This is a genomic window from Achromobacter sp. 10T422, assembly GCF_056394065.1.
Map to the genome: position 1 here is coordinate 1 of NZ_JBFTHD010000009.1, position 12654 is coordinate 12654.

Sequence of the window (12654 nt, forward strand, 5' to 3'; positions counted from 1 at the left end):
TCCGTAGGGAGCCGAAGGCGTACGAGGATGACGCAGGGGCAGTCCGGAGCGAAGGCTCCGGACCGCAATCGTTGACCCGCGCACCCCAGGCCCCCAACGCACAGTGCGCCTAAAGAACCAAATCCACCCCCACGGCACACAACGCCTAAAGAACCCAAATCCAACCCCATCCCACCTCAAGACCCCAACCCATTCCCATCAAGGAAAACCCGCAATAGAAAACCAGAATACCCACCCCGACAATTTCTATTACCCCCAACTCGCCCCGCCCCCTAGACTCCCCATATCCCCCACCCGGAGAGCAACATGCCCGCCTACGGCCCGCCATTGAATTTCCAGCGCTGGATTCAAGACCACGCTCATCTTCTCAAGCCGCCGGTTGGCAACCAGCAGATCTGGCAAGACGCCGACTTCATCGTCACCGTCGTGGGCGGCCCGAACCATCGCACCGACTATCACGACGACCCGCTGGAAGAATTCTTCTATCAGATCAAAGGCAACGCCTGGCTATCGCTCTGGGTCGACGGCAAACCCGAACGTGTCGACCTCAAAGAAGGCGACATCTTCCTCTTGCCGCCACACGTCCGCCATTCCCCGCAACGCCCTGAAGCCGACAGCGCCTGTCTCGTCATCGAACGTCAGCGCCCCTTGGGAATGCTTGACGGCTTCGAATGGTATTGCCCACATTGCGGCCACCTCGTCCATCGCGTCGAAGTGCAGCTAAAGAGCATCGTCACCGACCTGCCGCCGCTGTTCCAGGCCTTCTACGCCAGCACCGAACAACGCACCTGCCCCGGCTGCGGTGAAGTCCACCCCGGCAAAGGCCACACACAGCAGCCCCACCCCACCCAACACGCCACACCCGCCTAACGCCACCACCCAGCGAAGCCGTTCCCATGATTCAGAAAATCGACATGCATGCCCACTTCTTTCCGCCCATCACGCGGCAGGAAGCGGCGGCGCTTGATCCCGTCAACGCGCCCTGGCTGCGCCCCGATGGCGACGGTTCCACCGGCCAGATCATGGCGGGCGACCGGCCGTTCCGCCCCGTTGACGCCACCTTGTGGGACCCGGCGCTGCGCATCAAACAGATGGACCGCCACGGCGTCGACCTACAGATCCTGTGCGCCACGCCCATCATGTTCGGCTACACCTACCCCGCGCAGGCCGCGGCTGACTGGGCGGCGCGCATGAATGACCTGGCGCTGGAACACTGCGCACATGCGCCGACGCGCTTGAAAGCGCTGGCGCAAGTGCCGCTGCAAGACCTGGACCTGGCCTGCAAGGAAGCCACGCGCGCACGCGCAGCAGGACACCTGGGCGTGCAGATCGGCAACCACGTCGGCCCGCGCGATCTCGACGACGACACGCTCGTGCAGTTTCTGATCCACTGCGCCCACGACAACATCCCCGTGCTCGTCCATCCGTGGGACATGATGACCGACGGCCGCATGAAGAAATGGATGCTGCCGTGGCTCGTCGCCATGCCCGCCGAAACGCAGCTGGGCATTCTGTCGTTGATTCTGTCGGGCGCGTTTGAACGCATTCCCCGCAGCCTGAAGCTGTGCTTCGCGCATGGCGGCGGCAGCTTCGCGTTCCTGCTGGGCCGTGTCGATAACGCCTGGCGGCATCGCGACATCGTCCGTGAAGATTGCCCGCAACTGCCCTCGTCCTACACCGACCGCTTCTACACCGACAGCGCCGTCTTCGACCCGCACGCGCTACGCCTCTTGATCGACGTCATGGGCGAAGACCGCGTGCTGCTCGGCTCCGACTACCCCTACCCGCTAGGCGAGCAGGAAGTCGGCCGCCTGGTCACGCATGCCGAGCTGGTGCCGGGCGTGCGGCAGAAGATTCTGTTCCGCAACACGATGACGTTCTTCGGCCTGAACGCGTAACACGTCACGCACGACCGCGCAGCGCAGCACAACGCAACGCAACGCAGCACAACGCACCACCACACCACGACCGTGACACACGGCAACTCAAGGGAAACCATCATGACACGCACCTCCATGCTGACCGCCGCCGCGGTTGTGGGCTTGACGCTATCGGCCACTGCCTTGGCCGATGTGAAGATCGGCCTGTTGACGACCTTGACCGGCCCCGGCTCCGTGCTCGGCCAGGACCAGCTGGATGGCTTCATGCTGGCTGTGGACCAAGGCGGCGGCAAGCTGGGCGGCGTGCCGGTGCAGGTCATCAAGGAAGACGATCAGTTCAAACCCGAAGTGGGCGTGCAGGCCGCGCGCAAGCTGGTGCAAAGCGACAAAGTGCCGATCATCACCGGCGTGGTGTATTCCAACGTAATGCTTGCCGTGGTGCGCCCGGTCACCAGCGCTGGCGTGTTCCTGGTGGGCTCGAACGCCGGCCCCACCAATCTGGCCGGCAAAGACTGTTCGCCGTATTTCTTTTCAACGTCGTGGAACAACACGCAGCGCCACGAAGGCAGCGGTGAAATGGCCAACCAGATGGGCTTCAAGAAAGTCTATCTGCTGGCGCCCAACTACCAGGCCGGCAAAGACGCCATGGCTGGCTTCAAACGCTTCTATAAAGGCGACATCGCCAACGAAGTGTTCACGCAGGTCAACCAGCCCGACTACTCGGTGGAACTGGCCGCGCTGGCCGACGCCAAGCCCGACGCCGCCTACGTGTTCTTTCCCGGCGGCATGGGCGTGAACTTCATCAAGCAGTATCGGCAGGCGGGGCTCTTTGGCAAGATTCCGCTGCTGTCGGTGGACACCATCGACGGCGCTACGCTGCCCGCCCTGCAAAAAGATGCGCTGGGCGCCGTCACCAACGTGCCCTACTCGCCTGACCTGGACAACGCCGCCAACAAGGCGTTTGCCGCAGCGTTCCGCCAGAAATACGGCCGCGAGCCGTCCAGCTACGCCGCGCAATCGTTCGATGCCGCGCAGCTGATCGGCTCGGCGCTGAAGAAAACCGGCGGCAAGACCGACGACAAAGACGCCTTGCGCAAAGCGATGGAAGCCGCTGACTTCCCCTCGGTGCGCGGCGAATTCCGCTATCAGCCCAATCACTTCCCGGTGGCCGGCTTCTTCCGCGCCGACGTCGAAGCGGGCGCGGATGGCAAGGTGGCGTTCGTGAACAAAGGCCCGATCTTTCCGGACCTGGCCAAGGTCTCGGACCAGTACGCCGCCCAGTGCGTCATGAAGTAATTGCCATGTCGATGACGCTGCTGCTGGTGCAGACCTTGAACGGCCTGCAACTTGGCATTCTGCTTTTCCTGCTGGCGGCCGGCCTGACGCTGGTGTTCGGCATCATGAACTTCATCAACCTGGCGCACGGTTCGCTCTACATGATGGGCGCGTTCATCGCGGCCACCGTGTTCCGCCACACCGGCTCGTTCCTGCTGGCTGCCGCCGCCGTCATCGCGGGCATGGCGGCGCTGGGGCTGCTGCTGGACCGCATCGCGCTGGCGCGCCTGTATCCGCGCGAACACCTGGACCAGGTGCTGGCCACCTTCGGCTTGATCCTGTTCTTCAATGAGCTCACGCGCATCATCTGGGGGCCGGCGCCCATCAGCATGGGCCTGCCGTCTTGGCTGTCGGGCACCATCGACATCCTGGGCGTCACGTATCCGCTGTACCGCTTCCTGATCATCGTGGTGGGCTTGCTGGTGGCGGCCGGCTGCTATGTGCTGATCCACCGCACACGGCTGGGCATGCTGATTCGCGCCGGGTCCACCGACCGCATGATGGTGGGCGCGCTGGGCGTGAACATCGCGCGACTGAACACCTTGCTGTTCGTGCTGGGCGCGGTGCTGGCGGGTTTGGCGGGGCTGATGGCAGGACCCATCCTGTCGGCCCAGACGGGCATGGGCGAACCCATTTTGATCCTGACCTTGGTGGTCATCGTCATCGGCGGCATCGGCTCGGTGCGCGGCGCGTTTCTGGCCGCGCTGATGGTGGGGCTGATCGACACGCTGGGCCGCGCATTGCTGCCGACCTTGCTGCGCGCCGCCTTGCCACCCGCCGCCGCCAACGCGGCAGGCCCGGCCATTGCGTCGATGCTGATCTACGTGGTGATGGCGCTGGTGCTGGCCATGCGGCCGCAAGGCCTGTTTCCCGTCAAGCACGGATAAGGAGAACACCATGCTTCAGTTCTCTCCGCGCACCCTCGTCGCCACCGCCCTGTTGCTGTTGCTGGCGCTGGTGCCCGCCTACGCGCAATGGCAGGGCGAACCTTTTCTGCTGGCGCTATTCGGCCGCGTGCTGGTCTACGGCGTGGCGGCGCTAGCGTTGAATCTGCTGCTGGGGTTTGGCGGCATGGTCAGCTTTGGCCACGCGTTGTACCTGGGGCTGGGCGCGTATTCCGTCGGCGTGATGTCGCACTACGGCATTGAAAGCGGCTGGCTGCATCTGGCGGGCGCGCTGGGCGCGTGCGCCGTCGTTGGGCTTGTCAGCGGCTACGTGGTGATGCGCACCTCTGGCATCGCCTTCATCATGATCACGCTGGCGTTTGCGCAGATGTTTTATTTTCTGGCGACGGGGCTGGATGGCTTTGGCGGCGACGACGGCATGTCGCTGTTCGCCGGCAGCGACTTCGGCCTCTTCCGCCTGGATACGCCGCTTGCGCTGTACTACGCGGCGTTTGGCGTCATGCTGGCCGTGCTGTGGCTGATGCACCGCCTGATCCACGCGCCATTCGGCATGGCGTTGCGCGGCTGCCAGGCCAATGAACGGCGCATGCGCGCACTGGGCTTTCCCACCTTGCGCTACCGGCTGGCGGCCTACGTGATATCAGCCATGATCTGCGGCGTGGCCGGCGTGCTGCTGGCGAACCTGACCATGTACGTGTCGCCATCCTATCTGGCGTGGACGACGTCCGGCGAGTTGATCGTGATGGTGGTGCTGGGCGGCATCGGCACGCTGTTCGGGCCGGTCGTCGGCGCGCTGACGTTCCTGCTGCTGGAAGAAGGCCTGAAGCTCTTAACCGGCCATTGGATGCTGATCATGGGCCTGCTGATCGTGGGCGTGGTGCTGGTATCGCGCCGGGGTGTGTACGGAAACTTGCGCGACACGCCGTGGCGCAAGCGCGCCGCGCCACTGCGCACGCCATCAGGAGAAACGCGATGAGCGCCGCGCTGCAAGTCGACAATCTGGTCAAGCGCTATGGCGGCCTGACCGTCACCGACAAGCTGTCTTTGAATGTACTGCCGGGTGAACTGCATGCCGTGATCGGGCCAAACGGCGCGGGCAAGACCACGCTGATCGGCCAGCTCAGCGGGGAACTACGGCCCGACGCCGGACGCGTGCTGCTCAACGGCCGAGACATCACACGCATGCCGGTGGAAAAGCGCGTGCGCCACGGCCTGGCGCGTTCGTATCAGATCACCTCGGTCTTCAAGCCCTTCACCGCGCTGGAAAACGTGGTGATGGCGGTGCAGGCGCGGCGCGGCCACAGCTTTCGGTTCTGGACGCCCGTGCTGTCCACCGCGGCGCTGACCGAACCCGCCCACGATGCGCTGGCGCTTGCTGGTTTATCCGCCCGCGCCCACACCCCTGCGGGCGAGCTTGCACATGGTGAGTTGCGGCAACTGGAGCTGGCCATGGTGCTGGCCTGCCAACCGTCGCTGCTGTTGCTGGACGAACCGATGGCGGGCATGAGCCAGCACGAATCCGAAGCCATGACCCGCCTGCTGCTGCAACTGCGCGGGCACTACACGATTCTGCTGGTGGAACACGATATGCAAGCCGTCTTCGCGCTGTCTGATCGCATCACCGTGCTGGTCTACGGCAGCGCGCTGGCGTGCGGCACGGCGGACGAGATTCGCAACAACGCACAGGTGCGCGAATGCTATCTGGGCAGTGAACGGGGAAGCGGCGGAGCCAGAGCCAGCGCCAGAGCTAGAGTCAACGCCAATGCCAAAGCAACACACCCGCAGGAGACCGCCGCATGAGCACCCTGCTATCGCTACGCGGCGTGACTGCGCACTATGGCGCCAGCCAGGCGCTGTTCGGCATCGACCTGGATATCGGCCCCGGCGAGTTCGTGACTTTGCTGGGCCGCAACGGCATGGGCAAGTCCACCACCGTGAAAGCGGTGATGGGGCTGACCCGCGCCACCCAAGGCACCATCACCTTCGACGGGCGCGACATCAGCCGGCTGCCCGCCTATAAGGTCGCGCAATGCGGCATTGGCCTGGTGCCCGAAGGCCGCCATATCTTTCCCAACTTGTCGGTGCGCGAAAACCTCATCGCCACCGCCCACAACCGCCAAGGCGCCGCGCAACCGTGGACGCTGGAACGCGTCTACGCGTTGTTTCCGCGCTTGTCGGAACGTGCGCGGCACTTGGGCAGCCACCTGTCGGGCGGCGAACAGCAGATGCTGGCCATCGGGCGGGCGCTGTTGACCAACCCCCGGCTGCTGATTCTGGATGAAGCCACTGAAGGGCTGGCCCCTGTCGTGCGCGAAGAAATCTGGAACGCCCTGGACACCTTGAAGCAGACCGGGCTGGCGGTGCTGTGCATCGACAAAAACCTGGAACCGCTGCTGGCCACGGCCGACCATCACGCCATCGTGGAAAAGGGCCGCGTGGCATGGACCGGATCGTCGCAGGCGTTTTTGGATGACGAGCCCCGGCTGCTGCAATACCTGGGTGTGTAGTTTTAGGGCCGCCGCACCGGCGGCGCCACGCCCAGCCGCTGGCTCCACGCCTGTATCTCGTCCCATAGCGCAGGCGGCACGGGGATGCCGTCGCGTTGGCGTTCACGCTGCGCCACGGCTTCCGGGTCGCCCGGCAGGCGTGGCGCGCCCGGTGCTTGCGACAACTCCATCGCCATCGCCGCGACCACACCTGCCAACGCCGCACCGCCAGCAAAGCGCGCCGGGTCGATCACGATGAAGAACGCGCCAAGCTCGCGCGGCCGCTCTAACTCGGCGTACATCGGCGAAATATGCGGGCCGAACGGATTGCCGTTCAGCGGCCCGCACAGCAGTTCGATCATCATCGCCAGCCCGTAGCCCTTGTAGCCGTATTCCTCGCCGCCCAAGGGCCGCAATGCGCGCACCTGTTCCGCATCGGTGCAATCAACGCCCTGCGCGTCCAGCGCCACGCCAGGCGGCAAGCCCACGCCGTCGCGCCGCGCGTTCATGACGCGGTTCCACGGAATGGCGGTGGTGGCCATGTCCAGGCACAGCGGCTCGGCGCCCGCGCGCGGGAACGCCAGCGAAATGGGGTTGGTGCCAAAGAACGCCTGATGGCCGCCGAAAGGCGCGGCGATGGAATCCGAATGCGTGAAGGCGATGCCGATCAAGCCCTGGCGCGCCGCCGCGCGGCTATACAGACCCACGGCGCCGCAGTGCGACGAATCGCTGACGCCGACGGCCGCGATGCCCGCCTCGCGCGCAAGGTCGATGGCAAGCGCATTGGCGCGGTGCGCCACCACAATGCCCTGCCCCTGTCCGCCATGCAGCTGCGCGGTGCCGGGTCCGGTACGTTCAACGCGCATGTCGGGCTGCGCCAGGATGGAGCCCTGCGCGACGCGGTTCAGGTAATGCGGCAGCCGGGCGATGCCGTGGGAATCAATGCCCCACAGGCTGGTCTGCGCCAGGCTGGCCGTCAGGCAGCGCGCATCATCGTCGGTAAAGCCCTGCACGCGCAGGCAATCGTTGCCCCAGCGTTCCCACTCAACGGCGTCCACTCGGCTTTCCGCATGCATGCAGCGCTCCTTAAGTTGCGGCCTCCACGGCGTGCATCACGCCATGCTCGCGCAGGGTTTCCAGATGGGTCGCCAGCGCCTCGACGAATTCGGGCGATTTGCCCAACTCACCGAAGACCGGTTTGAAGCTCGCCAGCACCATCGCCCGGCGGTGCGCGGAAGCCGACGGCGCCGATGCCCGCGCCGCCACATCGGCGCGCGACACCAGCTTGGCCAGACGCGCCGCCAGCGGATCTTGAATGACGTAGCGCCCGCCCTGCTCATCGACACCGCGCAGATAGTGCAGCCACGCCGCCACCGCAAGCGTCAGGCGCTGGATGTCGTCGCCCGTGCGCAGCCGGTCGCGGATCGTGTCCAGCAGCCGTTGCGGCAATTTCTGCGATCCGTCCATGGCGACCTGCGGCGTCGGATGCCGCAGCGCCGCGTTGGCGATGCGCGCCAAAAAGCGGCGGCGGTATTCCTCCAGCCCGCTGTCCGGAATGCCCTTCAACGTGGGCGCAATTTCCAGCCGCATCATCGCGTCGACAAAGTCGCGCAGCGCCGGGGTCTGGACCGACTGGCTGATCGTCTCGTGCCCCAGCAGCGCGCCCAGATAGGCGAAGGTGGAGTGCGGGCCGTTCACCATGCGCAGCTTCAGGCGTTCGTATGGCGCGGCGTTGCGCACGAAGGTCGCGCCGCCCTGCGTTTCCCATGCAGGCCGGCCGGCGGCGAATTTGTCTTCGATCACCCAGTTCAGATAGGGCTCGCCCACCACAGGCCAGGCGTCTTCCACGCCCAGACGCCCGGTGATGCGCTGGCGGTCTTCGTCATCCGTGCCGGGCACGATGCGGTCGACCATGGAATTCGGAAACGTGCAGTGCGTGTCGATCCACGCCGTCAGCGCCACGTCTACGCGCAGCGCAAAGGCCAGCACCAGGCTGCGCAGCATGTCGCCGTTGCCACGCAGGTTGTCGCACGACATCAAGGTGACTGGCGGCAGGCCGCGCTCGCGGCGCAGTGCCAGCCCGTAGACCAGGATGCCGATCGTGCTGCGCGGGCGATGCGGGTTTTCCAGGTCGTGAAGAATGTCGGGGTCGTCCCAGCGCAGGTAGCCGGTGGCGGGTTCGTGGCTGTAGCCTTTCTCCGTCACGGTCAGGCTCACGATGCGCGTTTGCGGATAGGCAATGCGCTCTAAAACGGCGTTGGGGTCTTCTTCGGCCACCATCACGCGCAGCACCGAGCCCACCACACGCAGCTGTTCGCGCGTGTTGCCGTCGGGGCCGCCGTCGCGTAGCGCCAGCGTGTACAGGCCGTCTTGCGGCGTCAACGCGTCACGCGTGGCGGCGCTGCGCAGCGACACGCCCAGAATGCCCCAGCTCAAATCGCCACTGGCCTGCATCGCCAGATCCGTCAACACCGCCTGATGCGCGCGGTGAAAGGCGCCCAGCCCCAGATGCACGATGCCGGGCGTCAGGCGGCTGCGGTCATAAAGGGGTTTTTCCACGTCTGCGGGCAGGCGCGGCAACGACTCCGTATTCAAACGTTCAAGCATGGTTGACCAATGGCGTAAGGCGCCATGCACCTGTCGGATGACCGGCCAGTCGGCGCGCGATGAGGATATCCGTAGACGCCGTTTTCTTCGACACCGCGACAGTGACCAAATGCAACGGCGGCGCCCACGATGCCGCCGCTACATCACCGCGCCCAACGCCCAAGGCACGAATTCGTTTTGGCCATAGCCGTGTTCTTCGCTGCGCGTGCGGTGCCCCGACGCGGTTTTCAGCATCAGCTGGAAGATGCGCTCGCCCATCTGCGCCACGCTTTGCGCGCCGTCGACGACTTCACCGCAATTGATGTCGATGTCGTCCGACTGGCGCTGCCACAACGCCGTATTGGTCGACAGCTTCAACGACGGCGCGGGCGCACAGCCGTAGGCCGAGCCGCGCCCGGTGGTGAAGCAGATCAGGTTGGCGCCGCCCGCGACCTGGCCCGTGGCGGACACGGGGTCGTAGCCCGGCGTGTCCATGAACACCAGCCCGCGCGTGCGCACGGGTTCGGCGTACTCGAACACGTCGGTCAGGTTCGTGGTGCCGCTTTTGGCGATGGCGCCCAGCGACTTTTCCAGAATGGTCGTCAGCCCGCCTGCCTTGTTGCCGGCCGACGGGTTGTTGTCCATCTCGGCGTCGTTGCGGGCGCAGTAGTCTTCCCACCAGCGCACGCGCGCCAGCAGCTTGTCGGCAATGGCTGGGGTTTCGGCGCGGCGCGTCAGCAGGTGTTCGCCGCCATAGATTTCGGGCGTTTCGGACAGGATGGCGGTGCCGCCATGGCGCACCAGCAAGTCCACCGCTGCCCCCAACGCCGGGTTGGCGCTGATGCCCGAATAGCCGTCAGACCCGCCGCATTGCAGACCCACGGTCAGGTGGCTGGCGGGCACCGGCTGGCGGCGCACCTGGTTCGCCTGCTCCAGCATTTGCTCCACCAGTTCGATGCCGCGCGCCACCGTCTTGCGTGTGCCGCCCGTGTCCTGAATGTTGAAGGTGTGCAGCAAGCCACTTTCGCGCAAGCCCTCTTGTTCCATCAGGCCGCCGATCTGATTCGTTTCGCAGCCCAGCCCCACCACCATCAGCCCGCCAAAATTGGCGTGCCGCGCGTAGCCGCCCAAGGTCCGGCGCAACACGCGCAGCGGTTCGCCTTCGCTGCCGGTGGCGCAGCCCGCGCCGTGCGTCAGCGCCACCACGCCGTCCACGTTCGGACAGGACGCCAGCGCTTCAGGATGGATGTCGCGGCGAAAGTGGTCGGCGATGGCGCGCGCGACCGTGGCCGAACAGTTCACGCTGGTCAGGATGCCGATGTAGTTGCGCGTGGCGACGCGGCCATCGGCGCGCACGATACCGTCGAAGGTGGCGGGTTGCGCCACGTAGTCGGTGGGATGCGCGCCCTGCCCCACCGCGTAGTCCCGTTCGAAGTCCGAGAACTCCAGGTTCTGCGTATGCACGTGCTGGCCCGGCGCGATGTCTTGCCGCGCCACGCCAATGATCTGGTTGTAGCGGCGCACCGGCTGGCCCGCCGCGATGGCGCGCACGGCCACTTTGTGACCGGGCGGCACCAGCCCCTGCACCGTCACCCCTTCGCCTTCCAGCCGCGTGCCGCTGACGAGTTGCCGCCGCGCGATCACGACGTTGTCCGCCGGGTGGATGCGTATCACTGCCATGTCTGCGTGGGACATGAGACCTCCGGAAAGTTAAGGGGTGCGCGGGGCGATGACCTTCACCGAAATCGACGGGGAAGGGTCAACGCAAATTGCAGACGGGGGCTTCATGGGAGGGCTTGACGAGGCTACCCATCGATCAGCGCCGGGTCCCAGGCATGCACGCGCTGGCGCTGTTCACCCAGCCCTGCGATGCCCAGCTTCATCTCGTCGCCCGCTTTCAGGTACACGGGCGCGGGCTTTTGCCCCATGCCCACGCCGGGCGGCGTGCCCGTGCTGATGAGATCGCCCGGATACAGCGTCATGAAGCGGCTGACGTACGCCACCAGTTGCGCCACGCCGAACACCATCGTGCGGGTGCTGCCGTTCTGAAAACGCTTGCCGTTCACTTCCAGCCACATCTCCAGGTCTTGCGGGTTGGGGATCTCGTCCGCCGTGGCCAGCCACGGGCCGATGGGGCCGAAGGTATCGCAACCCTTGCCCTTGTCCCACGTGCCGCCGCGTTCAATTTGATATTCCCGTTCAGACACGTCGTTCACGATGCAGTAGCCGGCCACGTGCTTCATGGCGTCGGCCTCGCTGACATAGCGCGCGCGTTCGCCGATGACCACCCCCAGCTCCACTTCCCAATCCGTCTTGACGGAATCCTGCGGCAGCACGACCGGGTCGTTCGGGCCCACGACTGCGGACGTGGGCTTCATGAAGATGACGGGCTCGGCCGGCACGGCCAGGCCGGATTCCGCCGCATGATCGGCGTAGTTCAAGCCGATGCAGATGAACTTGCCCATGCCACGCCACGGCGGCGCGACGCGGCCGGGGTTGGCCACCAGAGGCAGCGATGCCGGGTCCAGCGCGCGCAATTCGGCAAGCCGCACGCCGGCCAGCGTTTCGGCGGTGATGTCGGGCAGTACGCCAGACAGGTCGCGCACATTGCCTTGCATGTCGATCAGGCCGGGCTTCTCGGCGCCCTTGGCGCCATAACGCATCAATTTCATATCGGTTCCTTGTTGCGAAAAATGGGTGCGGTCAGTTGGACCAGCCGCCGTCGATCACCTGCGTGGTGCCGGTGGTGAAGGCGGATTCGTCACTGGCAAGATACACCGCCAGCGCGGCAATTTCTTCGGTGCGGCCGATGCGGCCCATCGGTTGGCGTGCGGTGAATGCGGCTTCAACGGCGGCAACGGGCTGCCCGCTGGCCTGCGCCTGCGCGTCAATGCGTTGCCGTAACGATGGGGATTCCACCGTGCCGGGGCAGATGGCGTTGCACCGGATGCCCTGGGCCACGAAGTCGGCGGCCACGGCCTTGGTCAAGCCGATGACGGCGGCCTTGGTCGCGCCATACGCGCAGCGGTTCGGCGCGCCTTTGATGCTGCCCGCTACCGACGCCATGTTCACAATCGATCCGCCGCCGCGCGCCAGCATGCCGGGCAGGCAGGCGCGCATCAGCCGGTACATGGACCGCACATTCAAATTGAACGAAAAATCCCACGCGTCTTCATCGCAATCCAGAATGGTGCCGGCGTGTACGAAGCCCGCGCCGTTGAACAGCACGTTGACCGGCCCCGCGCCCTCCACCAGCGCTTGAATGGCGCGGCCGTCGGTCACATCCACCACTTGGGTGCGGCAGCCCGACAACGTGCCTAACGCGTCAGCATTGATGTCCACGGCCAGCACATCCGCGCCTTCGCGCGCAAACGCTTCCGCTACCGCGCGGCCGATGCCTTGGCCGGCGGCAGTGACGATGGCGGTCTTGCCTTGCAGTCTTTGCGACATGAGTACGCGCTC

12 protein-coding genes are annotated in these 12654 nt (G+C 65.6%); 7 read left to right on the forward strand and 5 right to left on the reverse strand.

All coding sequences use genetic code 11. The features are described 5' to 3' along the window. The first annotated feature begins 306 nt into the window (after nucleotides 1-306). From AC1DB0_RS23715 to AC1DB0_RS23745, 7 genes are all read left to right on the forward strand, one after another. Entirely contained in the window at nucleotides 307-870 is a 564-nt protein-coding gene (locus AC1DB0_RS23715; RefSeq protein WP_175170873.1) for a 3-hydroxyanthranilate 3,4-dioxygenase, read from the forward strand. 26 nt (nucleotides 871-896) lie between these two features. Continuing rightward, on the forward strand, nucleotides 897-1898 hold the full coding sequence (locus AC1DB0_RS23720) for an amidohydrolase family protein (protein ID WP_476758093.1): 1002 nt from the start codon (nucleotides 897-899) through the stop codon (nucleotides 1896-1898). Between the two features lie 102 nt (nucleotides 1899-2000). Then, nucleotides 2001-3176, forward strand: coding sequence for an ABC transporter substrate-binding protein (locus AC1DB0_RS23725; RefSeq protein ID WP_175170874.1), 1176 nt, complete (start codon nucleotides 2001-2003; stop codon nucleotides 3174-3176). 5 nt (nucleotides 3177-3181) lie between these two features. After that, a complete protein-coding gene (locus AC1DB0_RS23730) occupies nucleotides 3182-4102 on the forward strand; it encodes a branched-chain amino acid ABC transporter permease (RefSeq protein WP_175170875.1) in 921 nt (306 codons plus the stop codon). A 10-nt stretch (nucleotides 4103-4112) separates the two neighbouring features. Further along, nucleotides 4113-5096, forward strand: a complete 984-nt coding sequence (locus tag AC1DB0_RS23735) for a branched-chain amino acid ABC transporter permease (RefSeq protein ID WP_346551463.1) — start codon at nucleotides 4113-4115, stop codon at nucleotides 5094-5096. Next, nucleotides 5093-5920 carry an ABC transporter ATP-binding protein gene (locus AC1DB0_RS23740; RefSeq protein ID WP_254600670.1) on the forward strand — a complete coding sequence of 276 codons (828 nt, stop codon included), beginning with the start codon at nucleotides 5093-5095 and terminating at the stop codon, nucleotides 5918-5920. Before AC1DB0_RS23735 ends, AC1DB0_RS23740 begins: the two co-directional genes overlap by 4 nt. Further along, nucleotides 5917-6627: an ABC transporter ATP-binding protein gene (locus AC1DB0_RS23745; RefSeq protein ID WP_476758094.1), complete on the forward strand. Its 711-nt coding sequence runs from the start codon at nucleotides 5917-5919 to the stop codon at nucleotides 6625-6627. The genes AC1DB0_RS23740 and AC1DB0_RS23745 overlap by 4 nt, the downstream gene beginning before the upstream one ends. Before the next feature lie 2 nt (nucleotides 6628-6629). Here the strand turns inward: AC1DB0_RS23745 and AC1DB0_RS23750 are convergent, their stop codons facing one another. From AC1DB0_RS23750 to AC1DB0_RS23770, 5 genes are all read right to left on the reverse strand, one after another. After that, nucleotides 6630-7682 (reverse strand): Ldh family oxidoreductase, encoded by a 1053-nt coding sequence (locus tag AC1DB0_RS23750; RefSeq protein WP_476758095.1) that lies wholly within the window; start codon nucleotides 7680-7682, stop codon nucleotides 6630-6632. A 10-nt stretch (nucleotides 7683-7692) separates the two neighbouring features. After that, entirely contained in the window at nucleotides 7693-9213 is a 1521-nt protein-coding gene (locus AC1DB0_RS23755) for a mannitol dehydrogenase family protein (RefSeq protein ID WP_476758096.1), read from the reverse strand. Nucleotides 9214-9351: 138 nt separating this feature from the next. Then, nucleotides 9352-10887, reverse strand: a complete 1536-nt coding sequence (locus AC1DB0_RS23760) for a UxaA family hydrolase (RefSeq protein ID WP_054423114.1) — start codon at nucleotides 10885-10887, stop codon at nucleotides 9352-9354. Between the two features lie 110 nt (nucleotides 10888-10997). After that, a complete protein-coding gene (locus AC1DB0_RS23765) occupies nucleotides 10998-11864 on the reverse strand; it encodes a fumarylacetoacetate hydrolase family protein (protein ID WP_476758097.1) in 867 nt (288 codons plus the stop codon). A 31-nt stretch (nucleotides 11865-11895) separates the two neighbouring features. Next, complete coding sequence (locus tag AC1DB0_RS23770) at nucleotides 11896-12642, reverse strand: SDR family oxidoreductase (RefSeq protein ID WP_054423116.1); 747 nt, start codon at nucleotides 12640-12642, stop codon at nucleotides 11896-11898. Between the last annotated feature and the right edge of the window lie 12 nt (nucleotides 12643-12654).